Below are 26,421 nucleotides of genomic sequence, written 5' to 3'. Positions count from 1 at the left end.
CTGTCTTTTAAAAAAGAATACCTGCCAGCAGGAAGCCTACAGCTACAGAGACTCCCACGCCAACGAGGCCGGGTATCATAAAACTATGATTGACGAGGAATTTGCCGATATGCGTGCTGCCGGTTCTGTCGAAATTGATAGCAGCCAGCAAAGTAGGGTAACCTGGTAAAACAAAATCGCCGTTTGCAGCGGGGAACATGGCTACCATGTGAGGAGGAAGTATGCCCAGCGTCATGCCTAATGGCATGAGGGCTTTGGTGGTAGCCGCCTGGCTGAACAGCAATATGCTTAGCAGGAACAGGGCTATTGCGAAGGTCCAGGGAGCGGAACGCACCATATTGCTCAGCGAGCTTTCAATGATGGCGGTATTGGTTTGCATGAAAGTAGCGCTCATCCATACTACGCCGAAAATAGATACGACGGCCTGGCCTCCGGCGGTAAACAAACTTACCTTGGCTACTGCGGTAGTATCGGTTTTACAGAAGAGGATAATAGCCGCCGTGGCAGCTAACATTACCAGCTCTATAACCGCCGCCATTTTGATACGCCCGGCGGCATCCACAGCGAGGTTCGACACACCTTCGCCAAAAGATGGAAGAATTGAAGGCACTGCGCCTACCAATACGATGAGCAATACCGCCAGTGCAAAGAACAGCACGGAGGTTTTAGCGCCCGGCTTCAGCGGTTCGTTGCTTGTTTTCGCGTCTGCCATGATATGGGCAGCAAATTCTGGATCTTTCATTTTTTCCAGGAACAGGGGATCTTTATCCAGGTCCTTCCCTTTTTTCCAGCATACCAGTACCCCCGCCAGCGTACCGGCAATGGTAGAAGGAATGCAGACCTTCAGGATGTCCAGCAGGGTAACTCCCTGGTCGCCGACGATGGTCAGCAATGCGGCGGTAGCCGCGGAAATAGGGCTGGCGGTAATAGCCAGGTGAGAAGAAATGACAGAAATGCTCAATGCGCGCTCCGGGCGTATCCGTTTTTTGAGAGATACCTCGGAAATAATAGGTAACAAGGAATAAGTAATATGTGCAGTACCTGCGAAAACGGCGAATAGATAAGTTACCAGGGGGCCGAATAGGACGATGAGAGAAGGTTTGCTGCGCAGGATCTTTTCGGCCAGCCTTACCAGGTAATCCATCCCTCCTGCCGCCTGCAATGCTGCCGCAGTGGTAACAACCGACAGGATGATCAGCATTACATCTATAGGCGGTTCGGCAGGGCGCATACGGAACAGGAAGATGTAGATAGCCAATCCTACCATTCCCATCACACCTAAGCCTATTCCCTTCATCCGGGCGCCGATAAGGATAGCCGCCAACAAAATGATAAATTCTAACCAGATCATAAAGCGCGTAATTCTGAGGGTAACTGATAACCTGTATCTGGGATGGGAACAGGCGATTGTTTTGGTGCGGAGGATAAACAGGAGGAAGAACGGGCAACTTCCGGCCGCCCGTTCTGTTATAGTTATTTGTTGATGAACTGGGGCTTGATCAGGTTATCGAACGTAAACACTTCGTCCCACTTTTCCTGGGTCACCCATTTCTTTTCCTTTACTGCCAGGTCGTGTACCGACTTACCTGTTTCCAGCGCTTCCCTGGCAATTGCAGCGCTTTTCTCGTACCCGATAATAGGATTCAACTGGGTTACGATGCCTATGCTGTTCATTACCATATCTCTCGTGCGGTCTGCGTTGGCAGTAATACCAACCACGCATTTATCCTGCAGTGTTTTGCAGGCATTGCCCATGTAAGAGATAGCAGTGAAGAGGGAAAAGGCGATGACAGGTTCCATTACATTCAGTTGCAATTGTCCTGCTTCTGCCGCCATGGTAACTGTAAGGTCGGCGCCTATTACGTAGAAAGCTGTCTGGTTCACCACTTCGGGGATCACCGGGTTTACCTTGCCGGGCATAATAGAAGATCCTGGCTGCATAGGCGGCAGGTTAATCTCATTTAAGCCGGTACGGGGACCCGACGACAGCAATCTCAGGTCATTACAAATTTTGGAGATCTTGACAGCAGTACGTTTTAATACACCGGATAACTGGACATAAGCCCCGGTATCGTAAGTTGCTTCAATCAGATCTCCCGCCAGTTGCAGGTCCAGGTTGGTGATCTCTCTCAGGTACCTGGTCACCAGTTCAGCATATCCTTTAGGGGCGTTAACGCCGGTGCCTATGGCTGTAGCGCCCATATTGATCTCGGAGATCAGTTTTTTGCTCTCCTCTACCCTTGCAATTTCTTCATGTATATTGGTATAAAAAGCGGTGAACTCATCGCCCATGCTCATCGGAACAGCGTCCTGCAGCTGGGTGCGGCCCATTTTCAATATATCTTTAAACTCCTTTCCTTTTGCAGCAAAAGCATTTCCGAGATCGCTCAGTATTTCTTTATAAATCGTCAGTTTATTGATCAGGGCTATACGGAAAGCGGTAGGATAAGCGTCGTTGGTCGATTGGGAACAGTTAACATGGTTATTGGGATGGCAAAACTCGTACTGTCCTTTTTCTTTACCCATCATTTCCAGGGCCACATTGGCGATCACCTCATTGGCATTCATGTTAATGGAAGTACCGGCGCCGCCCTGGATCAGGTCTGTGAGGAACTGGTCGTTGAACTCACCGGCAATAACCCTGTCGCTTGCCTTGATGATGTATTCGGCAATATTTTTATCCAATACGCCTAAATCCCTGTTTGCCATAGCCGCAGCTTTCTTAACATAGCCTAACGCCTGTACGAACAATGGTTCGACTTTCATAGGGATACCCGTGATATGAAAGTTCTCAAGTGCCCGCAATGTTTGAATACCATAATAGACGTCCTGCGGTATTTCTTTCTCACCCAGGAAATCATGTTCGATTCTCTTTGCCATATTTAAAGTAATTTAGGCTTGAAAGTTAAACGCTTTTACAACAATGAAACAAACTGAATTGTTTTAATCTGGTAGAAATACGACAGACTTTTATTTGTTACGCAATTACACTGGCTATGAGGTTTCGCTTTTTATTAATTTGTTACGTAGTATTATTATTTGGAAACAACACAACAACGGCACAACATCTTAAACCGTATTTTGACCCAGCCGAATACAGTGATCTGTTGAAGTTAGTAGAGCGAATGGGCGATACCCCCTGGACTAAGGTTAAAAGTGTTTTACCCCCCGATTACAAGTTGGTTTACAGAGCCCCTGAAAGCGGCCTTCAGAACAGGTGGGATCTCTGGACCTATCAGCAGCGTACAGGCATTATTGTTATCCGTGGTACCAATGGAACCGGCACTTCCTGGCTGGAGAATTTTTATGCAGGCATGATCCCGGCGCAGGGAACAGTAGTACTGAATGATAGTACCAAAGTGCCTTACCGGGTGGCAAAAGACAGCGCGGCATATGTACATGCAGGCTGGATGCTGGCCGTTGCAGCAATGGGACCAGGAATGATAGAGAAGATCAACCAGTACTACCGCCAAGGGATACACGATTTTATTATTTTCGGGCATAGCCAGGGGGGCGTGATCAGCTTACTGATGCGATCGTATTTCGAGTATAACGACCAGGTGCCTAAAGACATCACCTTTAAAACATATGCCAGTGCGGCGCCTAAACCCGGCAACCTGAACTATGCATATGATTTTGATTATATCACCCGTGGAGGATGGGCTTTAAGAGTAGTGAACGCAGACGATTGGGTACCTGAAACGCCTTTCTCCATCCAGACAACAAAAGATTTTGCTCCTGTCAGTCCTTTCATGAACGTAAAGGGAATACTTAAAAAACAGAAGTTCCCCGTACGCAGTGTATTGAGCTATATGTACGGGCGCCTCGACAGGCCGGGTAAACGGGCTTCTCGCAGGATGCAAAGGATACTGGGAAAAACTGCGTACAAACGTGTAAAGAAAGTGCTGCCGGAATATGCAAGGCCTGGTTTTGTAAAAAGCCATAGTTATATGCCGGCAGGCATTCCTGTGATCCTTTACCCGGTTGAGGGGTATAGAGAGCAGTTCCCTTTCGACGGAAAAAATATATTTATACATCACTCCATCCAGGCTTACAGGTGGGAGCTGGAAAAGATCTATAAAGTACAGGTACCTTAATCGTTCCCGCTTTTCTCTCCTACAAACCAATGTTCTTTTTCTTTGAACAGAACATTGAAAGTGGTAAGAGAGCCGTATATGCGGGTAATGTATTGCTGCAGGTTGATCTTGTCTTCGTCACTCAGCACCTTATGGCTGTTGATGTTTTGCTCCAGCACCCGGAGGCGGTCGCGTAACATTACTATTTTATGAAAGAAGGTGTCAATAGGCAGCTCTTTAGGCTTTAAGCCGGCATCGCCTGGTTGCAGGATCATGGTACCGTTCTTCCAGCGATCGCCTAAGGGCACTACTTCGGTTATGCCGCCCCAGAGGCGAAGTATTTTAAGGAGGGAGGTTTCAACTTCCGAAGTGGTTTCAATTTCTTTGGTTACATTTTCTGCTACCAGTACTTCGAAGAGCGGATCGGTTTTATCAATCATTTTAATGCCGTGATCCATGAAGGTAACACGGTACTGTGCATAATTCACCTGTATGATAACTCCCGGACCAAAATGAGCATGCTGAACACGGGAACCAACGCCCAAGTATAGTTCTTCCATTTCTTTTTCTCCCAAACTTAAGTACTTTTTCCGAAGAAATAATTACTAACGTGCAGGGATATATGGAAATAAAAAAGGCCGGTCTGCGCGACCGGCCTTCACTATCTTTCAGATGGCACTATTCCTTTACTTTATTAAGGAAATAAGATAATTTAAATAATAATTCGTCCTGCAATCCCGCCCTCAGTTTGGCTTCTTCATCTGTGATCCCCAAGCGGCGCAGGCGTTGATAATAGACATAGGAGCCGCCTATCAGTTCCAGGCATTCCTGGATCTTGCGTTTCACTTCTGCATCCTTGGTACGTTTTTCAAACTCTTTCTTCGAGAGGATCTTGTCAACAAAGTAGAAGTTGTCTTTGTCTTCTACCCATTTTTTTCCTTCCCTGTGTTGCGGTTTGTATACTTCCAGGTAGCAGTTATCCAGTTTCAGCACATCTCCGAATTCGGCGCGGATATCTATCACCATTGGCTTTTCCACGTTTGGAGCGGCCAGTCTCTTTTTGATATGATTGCTGATCTCTACTCCCAGCTCATCGCTGCTCATCAATATCTGGTTCAGCTCAGAGAATTCAAGGCTGATAGTGATGCGGGCATAGCCCCTTCCGCTTTTGATCTTACCAAAAAGGCTTGGCGTGGTATTTTCGTCGAAGATGATGTCTTCTACCTGGACTTTGGTGATCGTTTTATAATTAGGCGTATATCCTTCTTCCAGCGGGGTAGCGCGTTTGTTCACCAGTTTGGATGCCGCCTGCTTATGGGCATATTGAATGAAATCATCCACGAACCGCAACTCTTGTTTTTTAAGCTTTGCGTAGAGTTCATGCGTGGTGTGATTATGCATTTTACTAAGCAGGGCAAGGTCATTCCAGCTATCGAAGTGTTGCATTTTTTTCAGTTCATCCAACACGTCTGAAGCTGTCATGTTCCGGCGATAGAACAATTCTCCTATCAGGAATAAGGCGTAATCCTGTACGGGATAACCCAGTTCAGGCAATACATCGTAAGGACTCCTTTTTTGTTCTTTGGCGCCTTCCAACAGATCAATGTCTGAGATCACCGGGGCCAGCAAATACTTACGGGCGGCGGTGCGCAATTTCTTGCTAACATAGTCCAGCAGCTGGTCATTCACATGTGCATGATGCACGAAGTCGTGCAGAATCTGCACAAACCGCCTGGAAGTAGGCAAACCAAACTGTGATAAAATGTCGCTTTCCATGTCCAGCACCTCCTCAAACCCAGGCTCCTCCTTTCCAGGCTTCACCCGCTGATCCATCTGTTGGTAACGCTGATAATACTCCTGTAACTTCAGTTTAAGCTGATCCATAACACATTATACAATTAAAAATTTCTAAACACTTTATATCAACAATCAAATAAAAACGATGGGATTCTGTTAAATTTTTCTTCACTGGTTAACATTTCCTGCCTGTCTACCGGTTCAATGGGTAAATACCAACATTGTACCGATGTTTATCTTCAAACACTCAGCTGAATATCAATAAGTTAGTAATTTGGGAATGGAATGGGAAAGTCCGCAAAGATAATCATTTTTTGGGTGCAGACAAACCGCTGGTAAAAAGAAACCGTGAACTTTTCAGCAACCATGCTCAACCGGAATAAGGGGCAGGTATATCCTAAACAGTAAAAAATATTCCCATACATAACCCACTGAAAAATTTTTTCGGAAAGTATTTGGAATTTCAAAATGCTTTCCCTTATCTTTGCACTCCCGAAAACGGCCAAACGGTGACTGTAGCTCAGTTGGTTAGAGCATCAGATTGTGGTTCTGAGGGTCGAGGGTTCGAGACCCTTCAGTCACCCTAAAAGGAAAGCTTCAAAAAAGCTTTCCTTATTTTTTTGTATATATACATCAATTGCTATACCCCGGGTTGTCCTCTCAAACCGCCGCCCTAACCGCTCAACATAGGAACATAACTTATTTTTTTACCATCGCCGGCTTCCGTATTTTTGCCTCAGGTCTTTTTATAAATTTTTTTAAAAAAAACTTTTCCGGAAGAAAGATTCCATTATCTTTGCACTCCCGAAAACGGATAAACGGTGACTGTAGCTCAGTTGGTTAGAGCATCAGATTGTGGTTCTGAGGGTCGAGGGTTCGAGACCCTTCAGTCACCCTAAAAGGGCAAAATCTTTACATGAGATTTTGCCCTTTTTCATTTTCTATACTCTTTTCTTTTTATCCACTCTCCTCTTTTCGTTAAATTCATATCCCAATAACAGCTATCATGTCTAAACAGAAATTCTATGTTGTTTGGAAAGGCCGCCAAACAGGCATTTTTAATAACTGGGAAGAATGTAAGGCGCAGATCGACGGATTTCCGGGAGCCGTTTATAAATCATTTCCTACCCTGAACCTCGCCCGGGAAGCGTTTGCCGCCGGCCCCTCTGTCAACCACGAAAACAGGAATAACCCTACAACTCCAACCTCCAGCTTTATCCGCGAAAGCATTGCCGTGGATGCCGCCTGGAACACAGTGACCAAAGACATGGAATTTCAGGCAATCGATAACCAGACCAATGAAGTCATTTTCCGCCGCGGCCCCTATAAGAACGCAACAGGCAACATCGGCGAGTATTTAGCTATCATACTGGCCCTGGAATATTGCAGGAAGAATAATCTTCCTCAACTACCTATCTACTCAGACAGCTTAACAGCTATCAAATGGGTAAAAGATAAAGAACCCAACACCAGCCTGCCAGCTACAGAAGAAAACAAACCTATACTGCTGCTGTTGCAAAAAGCAACCGATATGCTGAAAGAGAATGAATACCCCAACCCTATCCTCAAATGGGAAACAAAAGAATGGGGAGAAAACCCTGCCGATTTCGGAAGAAAATAATTTCATTTCAAATTTGTATACCCTACTTTTGCTCAAACTAATTTCATCCTGATGATCTTCATTCTTCCCCTTATTGCTGCATTAATAGGCTGGTTAATTAATAAAATCGCTGTTTCCTTTATCGTACGTGGATTGGTCAAACAACAGGGGGTCATTGCAAACCGGCTGGGCGAGCTGGCGGAAGATCAGTTTTCGTTCGATGATATTAAAACCAAACTGGCCGACCCGGAAAATATAAAGAACCTCATTCCACTGGTTGAGAGCCATCTCGACAGCTTCCTTCGCGAACGGCTGCCCAAAGCAATGCCCGTACTTTCCATGTTTATCGGCGATACTATCGTTAACCAGATCAAATCGCACCTCGTCAATGAACTGGATGCACTTTTTCCTGTACTGATCAACCAGTATATTAGCAACGTGGAAAAAGAACTGGACATCAAAAAGATGATCAGCAGCAGGATCAATAACATTCCATCCGCCACTTTACAAAGCACTGTCCGGGAAGGGTTAAAACCTCAATTCAGGCAACTGGAATTACTGGGAGCTATCAGCGGTTTCATCATAGGTCTTCTTACCCTCGCTGCATGCGCCCTGCTGCATTGTTAACTACTGTTAACAGCATTTCATTGTTAACGACTGTTAAGACCTCTTAGCGCTTAAATTGAGTATTTCCCCGGCTTATAATTCCACTCATCACAAACATAAACCATTCATACCCCACCGGGGATACCTTTGTCATAATTGGATAATAAGTCCGGAATGACACCATGAGGATAATAAAACGCTATACATTACTCGCGGGACTTCTTTTATGGCAGCTTAACAGCCATGCACAAAATCAAACTCCCCCAACCGGCCAGAACAGACCAGCACAAGGACAACAAGGCAGACCCAATATGCCGCAGATCGGGCATCTTTACGGCAAGTTGCTGGACGCCCAAACCGGCAAGCCGATAGAATACGCTTCCGTTGCCGTATTAAAACAAAAGGATTCATCACTGGTTACCGGCATGCTTACCAAACCAAATGGTGACTTCAGCCTGGAAAACCTTCCTTTCGGACCATTGCTCGTGAGGATCAACTTCATGGGCTATACCACGCTTTTCAAAAAAGTTACTTTAACTCCACAGGGTATGGAACAGGACCTTGGCAATATCAAGATCCAGCCTAACACCAAAATGCTGCAGAGCGTGGAAGTAACAGGCCAGAAAAGCGCATTCGCCATGGGCATCGATAAAAAAGTTTTTAACGTCGACCGCAACCTGACCAGCGTTGGCGGTACGGCACAGGATGTACTGAAAAGCGTACCTTCTGTGAACGTAGACCTGGATGGAAACGTAACAGTAAGAAATGCTTCTCCCAATATTTTCGTGGACGGAAAACCTTCTACCCTCACATTAGACCAGATCCCTGCAGATGCAATTGAAAGCATAGAACTGGTAACTAATCCAAGTGCGAAATACGACGCAGAGGGCATGTCGGGTATCCTTAACATCGTGCTGAAGAAAAACAGGAAAGCCGGTTTCAACGGCGCCGTTAATGCCGGTATAGGCAACGGAAACAAGTATAACGGGGGTGGAAACATCAACATCAAACAAGGTAAATTCAACGTATTTGCCAATTACAATATCAACTCCAACCAAAACTGGTCGAACGGCACTACCAACAGGGCCAACTACCGCAGCGGAACGGCAGATACAAACTACCTGTTCCAACGCAGCGACGGGGAAAGTAAACCGCTGTTCCAGTTTGGAAGGATAGGCCTTGATTACAGCATCGATAACAGGAACACCATTTCTGTTGCACAGAACATAGGCGGAGGCGACTTCAAAAACTATGAAGATCTGCTCAGCGTTTTTTCTGATGCGCATAAAAGCGTTACCAGCCAAAGCGATCGTATCAACAACAGCAAATTCGGGTTCCGCAACTATACTACCGTTCTCGGTTTCCGTCATACCTACGCGAAACCGAACAAGGAGTGGACAGCTGACTTCAACTATAACAAAAGCACCAACACGCGGAACGGCGAATATATCACGCAGGCTTTATCGCCGGGCGGCATCGCCCTTGGCCAGCCGCTGCTGCAACAGAACAATACCGATGGCAAAACCACTTTCCTGACCATACAAACAGATTATACTGATCCTATTGGCAAGAACGGGAAACTGGAACTGGGCGCGAAAGCTACCATCCGCCGGTACAGCAGCATTTACGACGTACAGGATAAAGACACCCTGACAGGTTCGTTCGTTCCGAACACCATGCTTTCTACAAACTATAAGTATAACGAAGAGATCTATGCAGGCTACGCCAATTTTGCGAACACCATCGGCAACTTCGGCTACCAGGCAGGTTTAAGGGTAGAGCAATATGTTTATGCAGGCGAAAATGAAGGCGCCAAGTATAAACCCACCAAAGCAGTACCAGGCTTCTTCCCCAGCATCTTCCTTTCTCAAAAACTGAAAAAAGACCAGGAGTTGCAGTTGAATTATTCGAGAAGGGTAAACAGGCCTAATTTCTTCCAGTTAATACCGTACCGCGACTACAGCGATCCGCAGAACCAACGGGAAGGAAATCCTAACCTGAAACCTGAGTATACCAACAGCTTTGAGTTGTCTTATGTGAAGAACTGGACCAACAGCAATTTCCTCGGTAGCGTATATTTCAGGAATACAAACAATATGATCTCTACCATCAGTACGCAGATCGGTGCAGATACGTTGCTGACGCAGTATATCAACGCCAACAGGAGCAATTCCTACGGCGCTGAATTGACGATGAAAAACCAGATAGCCAAGATCTGGTCTGTTACCACAAACGTGAATTTGTATCAGACCGATCTGAAGGTAAATACCAACGGGCAGAATTATAACAACAGCGGTTTCAGCTGGTTCGCTAAATTGAACTCTGAGCTGAAATTGCCTGCCAACTTCACTTTCCAGGTGAATGCCACTTACCAGGCGCCAACCATTGCACTGCCTTCCAGCGGTGGCGGTCGCGGCGGCGGGTTCAACCAGATCCCTTCCTCAGCGCAGGGCACTATCAAAGGATTCAGCACAGTGGACGCGGCAGTGCGTAAAGACTTCCTGAAGAATAAAGCGGCATCGCTCACGCTCAGCGTTTCAGATATTTTCAATACCCGCCAGTATGAGCTGAACCAGGAAACGCCAACGTTTGCACAGGATTATATCAGGAAACGCGAATCCAGGATCGTGAAGCTGAACTTCAGCTACCGGTTCGGCAAATTCGATACTTCCATTTTCAAGAAAAAGAAAAGAGACCAGGGAGGCGATATGCAGATGGGCGACCAGATGCAGGCTTTCTAAACATACTAAACTCGGTGAATGCAAACCAATGGCCGGCAAGCAGCGGAAAGCGCTCTGCCGGCCATATTTTTTAACCTACCATTCATCATAATTAGTTAATATTTACGCATCTCCCTAGTACTTTTACAGTGTTGTTGTATCACTGAAATCTAAAGTTGCTAAATCCACGCATGCGAAATTCATTTATCATCCTGTTCGTGCTGTTTGCTGTTGTTACTAACGTTTATGCACAAACGCAACCGGCCTCTCCCATGAAGATCACGGGAAAGGTGGTAGATGAGTCGACAGGTAAGGCTATAGAGTACGCATCTGTTGTATTGCTTAAGCAGGAAGACTCATCGATGGTAACCGGCGTATACACGAATCCAGCCGGTATTTTCACTTTCACCAAGATCCCCGCCGGCGTATATGTTACCCGCGTCACTTTCATGGGTTACGACAGGTTGCAGAAAGCTATACGGGTAACCGAAGGAAAACAAACCCTGGTTGGCACTCTCCGGCTAGTGCCCGCAGGCAAAGTATTGAACGAAATAGAGATCAAAGCTGAAAAGCCTGCATTCTCCATGCAGATAGACAAACAGGTATTTGACGCCTCCAGCATGCTTACAGCAGCCGGCGGTACAGGTACCGACATCCTGAAGAACATTCCCAGCGTTGATGTAGATATAGACGATAACGTGACCCTGAGAGGCAAGGCGGTGACTATTTTCGTAGACGGCAAACCTTCTCCCTTCGGCGATGTAAAAACAGCATTGCAAATGCTGCCAGCCGAAACGGTAGACAGGGTTGAAGTGATCACCAACCCTTCCGCCAAGTACGAGGCTAACGGAAGCGGAGGTATCATTAACATCGTGCTTAAAAAAGATAAAGCTATCGGCTATAACGTGATGGTAAGCGCGAATGGCGCCACCCGCGGCGAAGTTGGCGGAAGCGTCAATGCCAACCTGCGTATACGTCGTTACAACATTTTTGGCAGCTACAATACCGGCTATGACCAAACCCGCGGCAGCGGTATGAGCACCCGTAAAAACCTGGTTGGCGATACTACCAATACCTGGTATTTCACGCAGAGCAGCAGGAACGAGAATATTGGCCGCAGGCATGGTGCACGGCTCGGTTTCGATTATTTCCTGGATGATAATAACACCTTCACCTTCTCGCAGGGCATGGCCCTGGGTGGCGGCAATGGAGAAGACCATATGGACCTTGAGTACCTGGATCAGCATAACGTTCCCGTACGTGAAGGAAACAGGAATAACGGAAGTCATAACAACTGGTCGAACTACAACACCAATATCAACTATAAACATACTTTCAAAAAAGAGAACCAGGAGCTGACGGCTTATGCGTCTTACAGCAAGAACAGCGGCGATAATTTCAGCGATTATTATACGCTGAACAAGTACATGAACGTAGACACTATACCCAACCCTGATCAGCAGCATAATACCGGCGATAATGGCAACAGGTTCTGGAACATACAGTCAGACTTCACCAGCCCGATGGGTAAAAAAGGTAAACTGGAAGCAGGTTTGCGTTCTACCTTCCGGCATATAGACAACGACTATATTGCAGCTTTATATAACTGGAGCATCCCGGATTATGTAGTAAGTAATTCGCTTTCCAACAAGTACAGTTATGAAGAAGACATTCATTCCGCCTACATCAATTTTGCAAACGCAATCGGCAACCTGGGCTACCAGGTAGGCGTAAGGGCGGAGCAATCGCACCTGAACGGTTACTCCTATACGAAAGATACTTCTGTGAACAATCGTTTTTTCAACCTGTTCCCAAGCGTATTCCTGAAATATAATTTTCCCAAGAACCAGAACCAAAGCCTGGTGTTTAACTTCGCTACCAGGATAGACAGGCCGAACTTTGACCAGCTTTTGCCTTATATCAACAACTCGGATCCGCAGAACATCCGTATGGGGAACCCCGAGTTGCAACCGGCGCTGTCCAAGAAGTTCGAGGTAAGCTATTCTGTATACTACCCTAAAACCAGGGATTATCTCAGCATCAGCACCTATTACTCGCAAACCAACGATAATATCGACAGGATCAGCGTCCTGGACCCGAAATCAGGCATTACTACCACGAAGCCGCAGAATTTGGCCACACAACAGAACAGCGGCGGAAATATTTCGTATAGCCTGAACATTTATAAATGGTGGAAAGTCTGGGCCAACCTGAACATCGAATACAACAGGCTTACCAGCGTGATCACCAACAACGAGAATTTCAGCTATGGATTGAATGGCAATACCCAATTCAGGCTGCCGGCTAACCTGAATATACAGATAGGCGGTCATTTCCGTTCGCCGCGCATACAGCCGCAGGGTACATTCAAGGCCATGAACGGGATTGATATGGGCGTAAGCAAAGACTTCCTGAAAAGGAAGCTGAATGTAACGGTAAACGTATCAGACCTGCTCAACAGCCAGCAGTTCAGTTCGCACTACGAAACGCCTACCTTTATCCAGGATTATAACCGCAAGCGGGTTACCCGGTTTGTTCGCCTGAGCGTACGCTACAGGTTTGGGAAAATGGACCCGAATATGTTTAACAAGAAGAAAAAAGGACAGGAAGAGGAAGAAAAAGAGAATAAAGACGAAGAGAAAGAAAAGCCCCGTACCGAAGGCCGTTTATAAGTATTACAAAAGAGAAAGGACTCCTCTACCTGGTAGCAGGAGTCCTTTCTCTTTATATTATATTCTATTTCCTGCCGGCCAGCATAGGCACGAAGGAGAAATTGTCGAATAATTCCTGCTCTGTTTCAGTATCGCTTACTTTGGTGATCCGGAGCATACGCTGCACGTCCTGTCCGCCAACCGGGATGACCATTTTGCCGCCTATTTTCAGCTGCTGTACCAGCTTTTCAGGGATTTGCGGGGCTGCCGCCGTTACCAGTACTTTATCGAAAGGGGCATAAGTGGCCAGTCCTTCATAGCCGTCGCCATAAAAGAACCGGATATTAGGGTATTGAGACTTGAATGGAAGGGTTTTAACCTGGTCGAACAACCTTCGCTGGCGTTCGATGGTGAAAACATTGGCCTTCAGTTCGGCCAGTACGCAAGCCTGGTAGGCGCTGCCAGTGCCGATCTCCAGCACTTTTTCGTAAGGCTTTACTTCCAGCAGTTGTGTCTGATAGGCTACAGTATAGGGTTGAGATATAGTTTGGCCTTCACCGATGGGGAAAGCCCGGTCGTCGTACGCTATACTTTCAAAAGCTGTATCAAGGAAATAATGCCTGGGAATATTGCCGATAGCCGCCAGTACGTTTTCGTCTGTAATGCCCTTCTGACGGATATTATCCACTAATTGTTTGCGTAATCCTTTTTGTTTATAAGTATCTTCATACCGCCTCATAGCCGCAAAATTAACTTATTAACTGTGATTTTTAATCAATTTTTGAGGGGGTCGATTTTACACATTCAGTTTTTTATTTTTACTTTACAATCCATTTAAGCATTTAGGGTGCCCAAAAATAAAACCATGGATACAAATATTCAGAACAAAGTAGACCAATGGCTAAACGGAAATTATGATGCTGAAACCGTTGCCACGATAAAGAAATTACAGGAGACAAACCCCGACGAACTTACAGACGCTTTCTATCGTAACCTCGAATTTGGTACCGGTGGTCTCAGGGGGATCATGGGAGTAGGCACCAACCGTATGAACAAATATACGGTAGGCATGGCTACCCAGGGTTTTGCCAACTACCTGAAAAAAGCGTTCAGCGGAGAGGTGAAAGTGGCAATTGCCCACGACAGCCGGAACAACGCCCGTTTCTTTGCTGAAACCGTGGCGAATGTATTTGCCGCCAATGGTATTAAAGTATTTCTTTTTGAAAGCCTGCGTCCTACCCCTGAGCTGTCTTTTGCTATCAGGTACCTGCAATGTAATGGCGGCGTGGTACTTACCGCCAGCCATAACCCTAAGGAATACAGCGGTTACAAAGCGTACTGGAATGATGGCGCCCAACTGGTGCCGCCGCACGACGTCAATGTTATCCGTGAAGTGGAAAAGATCACTACGCCCGACGATGTAAAGTGGTCTGGCGGCGAGGCTAATATTACGCTGATCGGGAAGGAAATAGATGAAGCTTACCAGAACGAGGTAGTGAACTTATCTATCAACCCTGATATCAACAAAAAACAACATGATCTGAAGATCGTATATACGCCAATCCATGGTACCGGGATCACACAGGTGCCTGCGGTATTGCAGAAAATGGGCTTCACCAATGTAACCATTGTAGAAGAACAGGCGACCCCGGATGGCAACTTCCCTACCGTGGTTTATCCTAACCCGGAAGAATCGGAAGCTATGAGCCTTGGCCTTAAAAAAGCCAAAGAGCTGGATGCCGATATCCTCCTGGGTACCGACCCGGACGCCGACCGTGTAGGCATTGCCGTGAAAGACCAGAAAGGCGAATGGATATTGCTGAATGGCAACCAGACAGGCGTATTGCTGTTTAACTATATCGTTGAACAACGTAAAGCCAAAGGCCTGTCCAAACCTAACGACTTCATTGCAAAAACAGTGGTAACTTCCGACCTGATAGACGTATTTGCTGCCAGGAACGAAATGCCTTGCTATAATGTGCTAACAGGGTTTAAATGGATTGCAGACATGATCCGGCGCCTGGAGCCTAAAGAACATTTTATCTGTGGCGGGGAAGAATCTTACGGCTACATGATAGGTGACAAAGTAAGGGATAAAGACGCTATTTCCGCTGTAGCTATGATCTGCGAAATGGCCGCTTTTGCCCGCAACGAAGGTAAAACGCTGTTCGAGCAGCTGCTCGATATCTACGTTCGTTACGGCTATTACAAGGAAAGCCTGCTGTCGCTTACCAAGAAAGGTATGAAAGGCGCAGAAGAAATAGCCGAAATGATGCGCGGGTACCGCGACAACCCTCCTACCGTGATCAACGGATCTGAGGTGGTGACTATCTACGATTATCAATTGCAACAGATAAAGGATATTAAGACCGGGGATATCAAGGCGCTGGATCTGCCAAAGTCCAACGTTCTGCAATTCCTGCTGGCTGATGGCAGCAAGATCTCTGCACGACCTTCCGGTACTGAACCGAAGATTAAATTCTATTTCAGCGTTAATGAACCATTGGCACAGGCCAGCGAGTTTGATAAAGTAACTGCGGATTTAGATAAAAAGATCAGCGGCATCATTGAAGATATGAAGCTGAAATAATCCAGCATCAGGCGGCTGACCGAAGATTCCCGGTCAGCCGGCCTTTTTATCAACCACTTCTATGCAAAAAAAGCTGCTTCTGCTAACCCTGGTACTTCTCCTGTGCTATCGAAGCAACGCTCAAAAACCTGGGCCATTCTTTTCTATACCTGATACTACCTCTCCAAGGAATATCTGGATATTAAGCGGTACCGCCCTGGCGCTTTATGGCTCCAGCCTGGCCGCCCTTAATTCTGCCTGGTACAAAGGCTACCCGCACGAGAAATTCCATTTTTTCAACGACATGGAAGAGTGGCTGCAGATGGATAAAGCCGGCCATGTGTTCAGCGCTTACATGATAGGAAAATACAGCCGTGAACTATGGCGCTGGTCTGGGCTGCCCCGGAAAAAGCAGGTGTGGATCGGCGGCCTGAGTGGCTTCGCCTATCAATCTGTTATTGAAGTGCTGGACGGCTATTCTTCCAAATGGGGCTTCTCCTGGGGGGATATGGGCGCCAATGCACTGGGTTCCAGCCTGCTAATCAGCCAGGAACTGCTATGGAATGAGCAGCGGATACAACTGAAGTTTTCCGCTTATCCACGCACTTACTCAGACCCCGTGCTGCGCGAGAAAGCAACCGAGCTATTTGGCAATACATTCATGGAAAGGGTGTTGAAAGATTATAACAGCCAGACTTACTGGGTATCAGTGAACATACATTCGTTTGCCCGTAACAGTAAATGGCCGGCCTGGCTGAACGTAGCTGTGGGCTACGGGGCTAAAGGGATGTTCGGGGGCCGGGATAATTACTGGACGGATACTCACGGCATCGAAAGGGATTTCAGCAACATCCGGCGTACCAGGCAGTTTTACCTTTCTCCCGATCTTGATTTTACCCGCATCAAAACCCATAAAAAGGGCGTAAAAGTACTGTTCCAGGTATTAAATATGATAAAGGTACCGGCTCCTGCCCTTGAAATAAACGGGGCGGGAGAAGTAAAAGTACATGCCTTAATGTTCTGATCAATCGAAATACGCAGAAACGATCTCTTCTCCGTTCATTTCCACCAGCACCATATCCTGCAGGGTGGTGGCGAGAGAATAGCCGACGAAGTCGACAGACAGCGGGAAGGATTTATGTTTGCGGTCTACCAGTACGGCAGTCTGGATCTTTTTAGGAAGATAATCCAGGAATGGTTTCAGGGCATACAACATGGTACGGCCGGAGTTAGCCACATCGTCCACTACTACGATCACCTTATCGTTAAAGTCGATGTTCTCGGAAACAACTACTTCCTTCGGATGCTGCTTATCCAGTCGGAGCTCGATGATGCGCGTTTTCAGCGGGGAGATCTGCGCCAGGATAGCGGCAATTTTATGAGCGATGATCACTCCCCTATCCCAGATGCCGGCTAAAATGATCTCAGTTCCGTCGCTGTTCAGCTCATATATCTCATAAGCGATACGCTCCAGCTTCTTCTGAATAATATCTTTTGTAAGTATGATGTTCCTGCTTTCCATACCTGCAAAAATAAGGTTTTAGGTATTAGTTCGATTTCAGATAACAGAAAAAAATCTACCTATCTGATTGCTCTTAAAGGCCGATAGCCAAAAAAGGCATAAATTAGGGAGTCAAATCTGGGATAATGCATATTTTACAAGAATTACTATTCGTGGTCCTGTTTGGAGCTGCGGTATACCTTTTCACGAAGAATGCCCGCCAAATATGGAAGAACATCCGGCTGGGAAGGGATCAGGAACTGAACGACCACCCTGAGAAACGATGGAAGAACGTATTGCTGCTGGCCTTCGGACAGAAAAAAATGTTCCGCAATCCCCTCGTTGCAGTACTGCATTTCTTCGTTTATGCGGGGTTCATCATCATTAACCTGGAGATCCTGGAGATCATCCTCGACGGGGTTCTGGGTACTCACCGGCTGTTCGCTCCTTTCATGGGCAGTGCATATCCTGTATTTATCAGCATATTTGAAGTGTTAGCCGTTACCGTTATCCTGGCCTGCGCTGTTTTCCTCATCCGGAGAAATATCCTGAAACTCTATCGTTTCCGCAGCAGGGACCTGGATGGCTGGCCAAGATCAGACGCCAACTATATCCTGATCACGGAAATTACACTGATGCTTCTTTTCCTGACCATGAACACTGCCGACCTGGCATTGCAGGCAAAAGGCGCTGCGCACTACCTCCCTACCGGCAATTTCGCTGTTTCAGGGATGTTTGCTCCCATGTTCAGCGGCCTGTCTGAAGGCGCATTAACAGGTATAGAACGTACCTGCTGGTGGCTGCACATTGCAGGCATACTGGCTTTCCTGAACTACCTTCCATATTCCAAACACCTGCACATCATACTTGCTTTTCCCAACGCTTATTACGCCAGCCTTTTACCAAAAGGTGAAATGGAAAATATGCCTTCGGTACAACATGAAGTGCAGTTAATGCTGCAACCGGAATTAGCCGCTTCCGCTCCGCCAGCCGAAAACATGCCTAAATTCGGGGCTAAAGACGTTACAGATCTTACCTGGAAAAACCTGCTGGATGCATATGCCTGTACGGAATGCGGAAGATGTAGCGCCGCCTGTCCGGCTAACATGACAGGTAAAAAGCTCTCTCCCCGCAAGATCATGATGGATACCCGCGACCGCGCCACTGAAGTAGGTAAAAACATCCAGGCCAACAAGGGATCATTTGTGGATGATCAGAAAACTTTGCTGCACGATTATATCTCCGAAGAAGAACTCCGGGCATGCACTACCTGCAACGCCTGCGTGGAAGAATGCCCGGTAAGCATCAGCCCATTGGATATCATCCTGCAACTACGCCGCTACCTCGTAATGGAAGCCTCCAGCGCTCCCGGTGAATGGACCAATATGTTCAGCAACATCGAAAACAATATGGCCCCCTGGAAATTCAGTATGGACGACCGCGACAAATGGACTCGCGAGTAGTTGCACGCAGAGGAGTTTCACGCAAAGAAGCAAAGAAGCAAAGAGCGCAAAGAATTTTTGGACCGAAGCGGACTTTAAGAAGCAAAGAAGGGAAGATTATGTTATATAACAATAACACAATCTTCCCTTCTTTGCTTTCTTATTTTTCTTAAAACAAAATTCTTTGCGCTCTTTGCTTCTTTGCTTCTTTGCTTCTTTGCGTGAAACTCCTCTGCGTGCAACTACTCGCGGATGATGACATCTACCGGGACACCGGGGATGCCGTCTACCTGTTTGATCTTATCTCCGTTATGGCCAACGCTGATATCCAGGTATGCGATGCTACCGCTGGCGCCCACAAGCAGTTTGTTGCCGTTTTCAAGGATCTTCAGCATGCCGATCGTTTTGCCGTCGAAGCTGGTGGCGAGCGGTTTTACCTCCTGGTTCAGCGGATTATACCTGAAGATCTTATCTCCCTGCGTGAAGAAGAAAACACCAACGGGTGACGCTGCCCAAACAGTGGAGGCATTGATCTGTGCCGCAATAACAGGTTTACGCTTTGCATAGGCATGGAAAACAGGGTCTTTTCCGGGGTCCATAAACTCAAGTCCGAAGCGCAGTTCTCTTACCGACCCGGCGCTATCGCAGAATGCATAGCATTCATTATCATTGAATTTATCCATATGCCATACGGTCATCTTCAATTGTTTTGGATTAAAGGCCGAATCACGCATCACATAGTTGGTATCAAGGTAATTACGCCAGTCCATACGAACCAGTTTCTGTTTGGATGTTTCGTATCCCAGCCAATACCCACTGGCTTCGGGATTGTTGCCTATCAAAGGTTTGCCCAGTTCATAGTTTCCTGATAAAGGCACTCCGAAATATCCATAGTAAGTGGCAAATGGAGCCGTTTCCATAGCGCCAACATACATCTTATGGTTCATGATCGCTACCGGCACCCCGATGGTTACGCCGTCAAGCCTGGTAACAGTGAGAGGGCCGGGATCAGAATAAAAATTCTGCTGCAGTTTTTTAGTCCTTTGCAAAGTACCCGGGTCAAGCAATACGCCTCCTGTGCTGTAAGCAGCCCAGTAGCCGGTGATCAGGTTCCCGTAGTTCACATTCTTCATCATTGCCAGCTGCACGGCGCCGGGAGGCAGGGTATCCTGGTTGATGGCCGTGTATACATTAGGCTGCACCTCGCCAGATGGTTTGATGAAAGAAATAGCCGAATAACTGCCTGCGTCGCTCAATACGATCATGCCTTGTGAAAACGCCGTGGTAGCCTTGATCACGAAGTTGTAGAAGTACTTCATCTTGTACACGCTATCGTACACTGCCAGTACAGCAGGGTAACGACCCGCTCCCAAACCGAATACGATCTCCAGGTTCTGACCATCATATTCTTCGGCATACATCTGTCCGGGTACGCTGATAGTCCAGTGTCCCTGGTATTTCGTGTTGCCGGAAGGCAGCACCACCTTAGGTCTGATGATCAAACTATCGCCTACCACGGCGGTATATAGGGTATCAAAATTAGAAATCACCGGCTCGCCGATCGGGTGATAATCGTAATTGCCTTTGTCTTTATAACAGGCAGTTAAAAAGATGGCGAGCCCCAGTATATATAGTAAAGTATATTTCATGTTATAGCGATTGAAGTTTAAGGAAGCACCAGTTCTCCTGTTTCATCAACAAAATAATATTTGCCATCTGCTGTGTTGTAACGCAATGGATACTGCTTTGTTGGATTGCCTGTGTTATAGAAAACATAGGTGCCGTCAGTGTTCTTTGTAATCACATATCCTTCCTGCGTATAGTCGGCTATCCTGGTAAGCGGGTCTTGTAAAAAGGCCCTGAACCTGCGGGTAAAGTATAAAACACGCGGGGTCGACTGCCAGTCGGTCTGGTCTTTAGGCAGCTCCGTTGTACCGGATGTACGGATAAACAGCTCGTATTTAACCCTGGAATATTCGCCCAGTTCTCCCTGCCACACTACCCACCATACAGGTTTTACCAATAGATTGGAAAACGTGATGCGTGCAGAGTCCATAGCCGGGAACTGGCTGGGTAATGATGGAGTACTTTCCATTTTCAGCAGTAGGGTAACCGCAGTGGTGGTAAGACTGGGATCTGTTCCCAGCAGGATAACAGGTACTACGGCCCTTCCTGAATCGGCAGGCATTTTATACTGGTCTTGCAGCGGTACAAAATGCTTCCCCGGCACAGCGGTAGATGACGCATCTACACGGATCTTGAAATAACGATCAGTGTTGGTGCGCAGGCCGGAGATACGTACAGGTAGGTAAATAGTGTCTTTTGATTTCTCAGGGAACAAAGCAAACGAGTAAAAGAAACTATCTATCCTCGTTTGTTTTATATCGTCTGTAAAGTCGAAATATACGCTGGCAGACTGCTCGTACAGCAATTCACTTCTTTTGGTACAGGACCATAGCAACAAACTGCAGATTATATAAACCGGAATAAATTTTTTCATGTGCTAAAAGTTTATCTGTTACCGTATACGATTTCATCATCAGGCAAAGGCAATACAAAAATGGCATTGGAAGCGGGGATCAGTTTACCTGCTGCCCCTACTATGGCCCTGTTCAGGCGTTTATACATATAAAACACCTGTCCTTCTCCATAACATTCTTTCCTGGCTTCCTTGATCAGCTCCTGGTAAAAAATATCTGGATTTGTTTCGTCGGTACCTCTCGGGCCAATCCCCCTGTGCAACCTTACTTCGTTAAAATATTCCCAGGCTTTTTGCGGGTTCTGACTGAAAGTACATTCCGCTGCGATGTAATAGATCTCGCTTAACCTGATTGCAGGGCCCATCTGGTAATGGATATTGGCATCGCCATCCCTTTTGTATTTATCCAGCTGGAAATAGGTACCGGCACTGGAAGATTCTTCAGTGAACCATTGTTTGAACCTGAAATCGTCTCCTCCTACCCCGGCCACTTCATAAATGCTTTGTACTTCTGCGCCTGAAATCACCAGGCTGCTTACATCCGTACCCCTGAACTGGTCGTTGAGTGATCCTGAACGGTTAGGCATATAAAATCCGAACAGCAACTCTTTATACAATATCCTGTCTTTCTTTTCATCATCTCCATTCAGGAAATCCTCCTGCTTGGTCCAGGGAAATTTATTGGCATTGATCACTTCCAGGGCATTGAGGAGCGCATTCTGTTTGTCGTTCTTGTAGAGATAAACCCTGGCCAGCTCGCCGCATACAGCGTAGTAATTCAACCTGTGCCTGCGTTGCTGGAGAAATATATCGCCTACATCTTCAGAAGAAGAATCCTTTATCGGGTATCCTACTTTATAACCTGGCAATACAATAGGATCTGTTGCTTTCAGCAACTGCTTGGCGGTGTTCAGATCGTTGAGAATAGAATCCATAGCCTGGCTCACGGTGAGCATAGGCGCTGCCTTTTTGGTGAAGGCGGTAACATACGGAATACCTTTGGCTGTGGCGCCTGTAGCAAAAGAAGGTGCAAATAACCTCAGCGCGTCGAAATGACAATAGGCTCTCATTGCCAGCGCTTCTCCCTTTACAATACCTGCCAGTTGCGCCGACAGTACATCCGGGCGCTTTGCAGCCTGGTCGAGGATGATATTGGAATTGGCGATCACTTCATACAGCCCTTTCCAGATATTGTCTTTGCGCTCGATAATGCGTTTATTCTTGTAATTGAACAGCGATGCTTCCCTGTACCCTACCTGGTCTAATACCGGTATGGTATAATTTTGTGCAAGTACGTCCGGCAACCCGCCCATCAATTCACGGCCATACAGATCTTCCTGGGTGCAACGGCTGTAAAGCCCGTTGATCGCGTCTTTAAACCCTGCATCTACAGCGAACAGGTCGTCTTCTGACACCTCCGAGATAGGTTTTATATCTAACCACTTCTTGCAGGAAAGACATAATGGAAGTATAAACAGTAAAAAGTATTTTCTCATTGAGTAATGATTTTAGAACCTGGTTTGAAGTGAAAAGGTGTAACTCCTGGCGAAAGGATAATCTATACCTCTTTCTGCCTGGACGGTAGACCAATAACCGATATCATTCATGTTTAAAGAAAACCGCAGGCTTTTCATCCTGAGTTTCTGATAGAAAGACGCAGGCGCTTCATACGAGAAGTAAAGCGATTTAAATTCGAGCCTGTTCTCTTTCTGCACAAAACGGGAAGAAGCCCTTGTCATGTTCTGATCGGCAATGTCCTTGAAGAAGGTAACATCGCCCGGTTGTTTCCAACGTTCTGCCAGCACCCTGGAGTCTACGTTAAACCTCGGGTCTGCATTCTCTACCCTGTCGAGCAAGGTCTGGTTGTAATAGTCGCCGCCAAACTTAGTGTAGAAACTTACTTCCAGCATGAAGTTTCCAAAGGCCACGTTGCCGCCGAAGAAGCCGTACAATGCTGGCGTTTCATCTCCTACCGGCACTGTATTCTTTACATTGTACTCGTAGGTCCGGGAACCATCAGGATTGAGGAAGATCTCTTTACCGTTTTCAGGATCGATACCCAATGATTTTACTGCGTAGATGGTATTCATAGACTGCCCTTCCTTATAACGCAACAGGGCTACCGACCGCAGATCGGGGTTATCGTTCTGCTGCTTGTCTATCTCATCATTGTAGGCTTTAAGCGCATTGGATATTTTAGTGATGATGTTCTTGTTGTGAACCATGTTGGCGTTCAGGTTCACAGACCATTTCCTGCTGCGTAAAACGTTGGCGCGTAAATAGAACTCATATCCTGTGTTCTTCATTTCTCCCAGGTTCTCTTTATACTGGTAAAAACCGGTCGAAGGCGCTACGTTGATATCTGCCAGCAGATCTTTTGTAAGCTTGGTATAATAATGAGGGGAAAGATAAATACGGTCGTTGAGCAAGCTGATATCGGCGCTCCAGTCGTAGTTCCTTGTACGCTGCCATTTCAGGCCCGCGTTGCCGTAGGCTTTGAACACAGCGCCCACGCCCGTGGAATACCAGTCGCCTGTATAATATTGATAAGTAGTATTGGAAAGATAGGCTGGGAAAGATACTTCACCAGTTAAACCGGTGGTAGCTCTCAGTTTCAGCTGGGAAATAAGCCCCCCTTTAGGGAAGAAGCTTTCGTTATGCACGTTCCAGCCCAGGCCGAACGACCAGAATGGCGCCATACGCGCATCTGCGCCAAATTTGGAAGAGCCGTCCACTCTCAGGGTTGCATCCATCAGGTATTTGTTCTGGTAGGAGTAGTTAACGCTACCCAGCAAACCTGCCAGGCGCTCTTCGTAGGTTTCTCCTCCCGGCGCTTTATCTTTTTCATACCTGCGGGCAAAGGCGATGTCTGTAAACCTGTCGTTCGTAAATCCTTGCGCTGTAAAGCTTTTGAAGGCCGACTTCTGATCCTGTACGTTCAATGCGGCGGAAGCGTTGAAAAAATGTTGCCCCAGCGCCTTGTTATAATTCAGTACCAGGTTGCCGTTCAATTGCCATTCATCCCTGTTTGTATAGTTATAGGTACCCCTATCTTTCAGATCGTCGCCGGTCCAGCTATAGAAATCGTTGCTCAGCGGGGATACGAATTTATCGCCGGTGGTAACACGTTTGGTGATGCTGATATCGCCGCGCAAACGCAGGCTGTTGCTGACATTGTATTCAGCAGAAAACGCATCTACAAATTCCAGGTAGGCAGATTTTTCGAAGCTCCCGATAGAGGCCTCGTACATCGGGTTCAGTACAGTGGCCGATTTAAGTGAATTACCGCTATTTGGGTCCCTGTAGCCATATTTATCTACCTCTCTTAACAAGTGGCCGTTAGAATCAGTACGTGGGTAATAAGGATTCATTTCAACGTAGTTGGAGAAGGAGCGATAAGGCGATTCTTTTCCTTTCACCTGTGAAACGGTGAAGAGGTTCCTGAACATCAGTTTATTGTTGCTCAGGTTATACTGGAGATTGGTGGAAAGGCTGTAACGATCGCGTCCTGAGCCCTTCATTACACCCGCGTTGGTTTGATAGCGGGCATCTACTATGTATTTCAGGGTAGCGGAACCGCCTTCCAGTGAAATGCCGTGTTTATGGCCAAAATCAGTGCGCAGGGGCTGGGATAACCAGTAGGTATTTACCCCCGCCAGCACATTGCGTCTTTTGGCATAATACTGTTCGTCCAGCGACTGCTGGCTATCGGCATTTTTATATGTATACACGCCTGCCAGTCTTTCATATTCCAGCTTTTGTTCGGCATCCAGCACATGATAGGCGGTGAGGTCGGGTGTTGTGGTATTGAATTCGTAGTTATAGTAGAGTGAAAGCTTTCCTTCTTTTGGAGGGCGGGTATTGATGATCAATACGCCGTTGGCGGCCCTGGAGCCGTAAACAGCAGTTGCCGCGGCATCTTTCAGCAATGTTACCGCAGCAATACGGCTGGGGTCCAGGTCGTATACCGATTGAACAGGAACAGGATAACCATCGATTACAAAAAGGGGAAGGTTGGTGATATTGTTCAGTTGATTCCTGGATAGCTGCTGGTTGCTGCCTGAAGGCAACGCGGTAGTACCACGCACGTTGATATTAGGCAGGGCGTTGGGATTGGAACCTGCAAAATTGTTGTCGACAATCCTGAACGAAGGGTCGTAGGATTGTATACTGGCCAGGATGTTCTGCGGGTTAAATCGTTTTAGTTCTTCTCCCGTAATAGTGATGGCCGTACCTGTAAAGTTATCCTTTTTGATCTGTTGGTAACCGTTCACCACTACGTCTTTCAGGGACTGCATATCCGTACGCAGGGTAACAACAACGCCTGTACGTTTCTGTATTTTTAGTTCCTGGGTTTTATAGCCTATATAGCTAAAGACGAGGGTAGCGCCGTCGGGAACATTCCTGAGTTCAAACTTCCCGTCGGGGGTCGACTGGGTACCATTGGCAGTGCCTTTTACCACAACGGTAGCCCCGGGGATGGGGAGTCCGTCTTCCATCAGCACCTCTCCCCTCACCAGTTGAGGCGCGGGTTGCTGCGGCGCAGGAGTAGCGCTATGCGGCGTTACCGTATCCTTTACCACGGCCTGGGGCGCGGAATGAGGAATCGTTGCCGGAGCAGGTCTGGCTGGTTTATCTTTTTTATAGATGATGAAATAGTTAACGGCTGTTTGCTCCACTTCCAGGGACAGGGGAGCCAGGAAACCCTGTAGATATTGAAGGAGTTGTTGGCTGCTCACTTTAGGAGGGGGCATAGTGGCCCGGATACCTTCTATGGTATTGCCTGTGTAATTGATCTTAATGCGGTATACCGACTCCAGCTTCGCAATAATTTCTTTCAGCGACAGCTGTTGCTGAACAAAATTATAGGCATAGGGAGCCCGGTACGGAACGGCGGACAAAGTAAGAGGCAGGCATAGCAACAAGACAGACAACGTCCTGCCGCCAAGCCGATTGGCGTAAAAAAACTTCATAATACTC

The 26,421-nt window shown here is 46.9% G+C and carries 18 protein-coding genes and 2 tRNA genes; 10 read left to right on the top strand and 10 right to left on the bottom strand.

The window, feature by feature from the left end; all coding sequences use genetic code 11:
* Window positions 1–7: 7 nt before the first annotated feature.
* Together BLV62_RS04470 and aspA are read right to left on the bottom strand one after the other, a co-directional pair.
* Window positions 8–1,351, bottom strand: coding sequence for an anaerobic C4-dicarboxylate transporter family protein (locus BLV62_RS04470; protein ID WP_089759117.1), 1,344 nt, complete (start codon window positions 1,349–1,351; stop codon window positions 8–10).
* A 122-nt stretch (window positions 1,352–1,473) separates the two neighbouring features.
* On the bottom strand, window positions 1,474–2,880 hold the full coding sequence (gene aspA / locus BLV62_RS04465; protein ID WP_089759115.1) for an aspartate ammonia-lyase: 1,407 nt from the start codon (window positions 2,878–2,880) through the stop codon (window positions 1,474–1,476).
* Window positions 2,881–3,107: 227 nt separating this feature from the next.
* Here aspA and BLV62_RS04460 point away from each other — a divergent pair, with 227 nt between their 5' ends.
* Window positions 3,108–4,097 carry a lipase family protein gene (locus BLV62_RS04460; protein ID WP_168927729.1) on the top strand — a complete coding sequence of 330 codons (990 nt, stop codon included), beginning with the start codon at window positions 3,108–3,110 and terminating at the stop codon, window positions 4,095–4,097.
* Here BLV62_RS04460 and BLV62_RS04455 read toward each other — a convergent pair.
* Window positions 4,094–4,636, bottom strand: coding sequence for a hypothetical protein (locus tag BLV62_RS04455; RefSeq protein ID WP_089759399.1), 543 nt, complete (start codon window positions 4,634–4,636; stop codon window positions 4,094–4,096). The two genes, BLV62_RS04460 and BLV62_RS04455, sit on opposite strands and share 4 nt — an antisense overlap.
* A gap of 118 nt (window positions 4,637–4,754) precedes the next feature.
* Window positions 4,755–5,960, bottom strand: a complete 1,206-nt coding sequence (locus BLV62_RS04450; protein ID WP_089759111.1) for a hypothetical protein — start codon at window positions 5,958–5,960, stop codon at window positions 4,755–4,757.
* 422 nt (window positions 5,961–6,382) lie between these two features.
* On the opposite strand from BLV62_RS04450, the gene BLV62_RS04445 reads away from it, so the two are divergent.
* From BLV62_RS04445 to BLV62_RS04420, 6 genes are all read left to right on the top strand, one after another.
* Window positions 6,383–6,456, top strand: a tRNA-His gene (locus BLV62_RS04445).
* A gap of 238 nt (window positions 6,457–6,694) precedes the next feature.
* Window positions 6,695–6,768: transfer RNA gene (locus BLV62_RS04440), tRNA-His, on the top strand.
* 111 nt (window positions 6,769–6,879) lie between these two features.
* Window positions 6,880–7,494 (top strand): ribonuclease H1 domain-containing protein, encoded by a 615-nt coding sequence (locus BLV62_RS04435; protein ID WP_089759109.1) that lies wholly within the window; start codon window positions 6,880–6,882, stop codon window positions 7,492–7,494.
* 51 nt (window positions 7,495–7,545) lie between these two features.
* Entirely contained in the window at window positions 7,546–8,100 is a 555-nt protein-coding gene (locus tag BLV62_RS04430) for a DUF445 domain-containing protein (RefSeq protein ID WP_089759107.1), read from the top strand.
* Window positions 8,101–8,261: 161 nt separating this feature from the next.
* Entirely contained in the window at window positions 8,262–10,820 is a 2,559-nt protein-coding gene (locus BLV62_RS04425; protein ID WP_089759105.1) for a TonB-dependent receptor, read from the top strand.
* A 170-nt stretch (window positions 10,821–10,990) separates the two neighbouring features.
* Window positions 10,991–13,471, top strand: coding sequence for a TonB-dependent receptor (locus tag BLV62_RS04420; protein WP_089759103.1), 2,481 nt, complete (start codon window positions 10,991–10,993; stop codon window positions 13,469–13,471).
* Between the two features lie 64 nt (window positions 13,472–13,535).
* On the opposite strand, the gene BLV62_RS04415 is transcribed toward BLV62_RS04420, so the two are convergent.
* The gene (locus tag BLV62_RS04415; RefSeq protein ID WP_089759101.1) at window positions 13,536–14,189 is read right to left on the bottom strand and encodes a protein-L-isoaspartate(D-aspartate) O-methyltransferase; all 654 of its coding nucleotides are present in this window, start codon (window positions 14,187–14,189) and stop codon (window positions 13,536–13,538) included.
* Between the two features lie 126 nt (window positions 14,190–14,315).
* Here BLV62_RS04415 and BLV62_RS04410 point away from each other — a divergent pair, with 126 nt between their 5' ends.
* Together BLV62_RS04410 and BLV62_RS04405 are read left to right on the top strand one after the other, a co-directional pair.
* Entirely contained in the window at window positions 14,316–16,040 is a 1,725-nt protein-coding gene (locus tag BLV62_RS04410; RefSeq protein WP_089759397.1) for a phospho-sugar mutase, read from the top strand.
* Between the two features lie 61 nt (window positions 16,041–16,101).
* Window positions 16,102–17,043 (top strand): DUF2279 domain-containing protein, encoded by a 942-nt coding sequence (locus BLV62_RS04405; protein WP_089759099.1) that lies wholly within the window; start codon window positions 16,102–16,104, stop codon window positions 17,041–17,043.
* Here the strand turns inward: BLV62_RS04405 and BLV62_RS04400 are convergent, their stop codons facing one another.
* Entirely contained in the window at window positions 17,044–17,541 is a 498-nt protein-coding gene (locus BLV62_RS04400) for a phosphoribosyltransferase family protein (RefSeq protein WP_089759097.1), read from the bottom strand.
* Between the two features lie 125 nt (window positions 17,542–17,666).
* On the opposite strand from BLV62_RS04400, the gene BLV62_RS04395 reads away from it, so the two are divergent.
* Complete coding sequence (locus BLV62_RS04395; RefSeq protein ID WP_089759095.1) at window positions 17,667–18,983, top strand: 4Fe-4S dicluster domain-containing protein; 1,317 nt, start codon at window positions 17,667–17,669, stop codon at window positions 18,981–18,983.
* Window positions 18,984–19,204: 221 nt separating this feature from the next.
* On the opposite strand, the gene BLV62_RS04390 is transcribed toward BLV62_RS04395, so the two are convergent.
* From BLV62_RS04390 to BLV62_RS04375, 4 genes are read right to left on the bottom strand one after another with little or no spacing between them, the layout of a single operon-like run.
* Entirely contained in the window at window positions 19,205–20,611 is a 1,407-nt protein-coding gene (locus BLV62_RS04390; RefSeq protein WP_089759092.1) for a PKD-like family lipoprotein, read from the bottom strand.
* Window positions 20,612–20,628: 17 nt separating this feature from the next.
* Window positions 20,629–21,462 (bottom strand): DUF4843 domain-containing protein, encoded by an 834-nt coding sequence (locus BLV62_RS04385; protein ID WP_089759090.1) that lies wholly within the window; start codon window positions 21,460–21,462, stop codon window positions 20,629–20,631.
* A gap of 11 nt (window positions 21,463–21,473) precedes the next feature.
* Window positions 21,474–22,937, bottom strand: a complete 1,464-nt coding sequence (locus BLV62_RS04380) for a RagB/SusD family nutrient uptake outer membrane protein (RefSeq protein ID WP_089759088.1) — start codon at window positions 22,935–22,937, stop codon at window positions 21,474–21,476.
* Window positions 22,938–22,949: 12 nt separating this feature from the next.
* A complete protein-coding gene (locus BLV62_RS04375; protein WP_089759086.1) occupies window positions 22,950–26,414 on the bottom strand; it encodes a SusC/RagA family TonB-linked outer membrane protein in 3,465 nt (1,154 codons plus the stop codon).
* Window positions 26,415–26,421 lie beyond the last annotated feature (7 nt).

The sequence above is a fragment of the Chitinophaga terrae (ex Kim and Jung 2007) genome, from assembly GCF_900107795.1.
Classification (GTDB): Bacteria; Bacteroidota; Bacteroidia; order Chitinophagales; family Chitinophagaceae; genus Chitinophaga; species Chitinophaga terrae.
The sequence above is the reverse complement of the archived record's forward strand: the minus strand, read 5'-3'. Positions and strand labels throughout refer to the sequence as shown.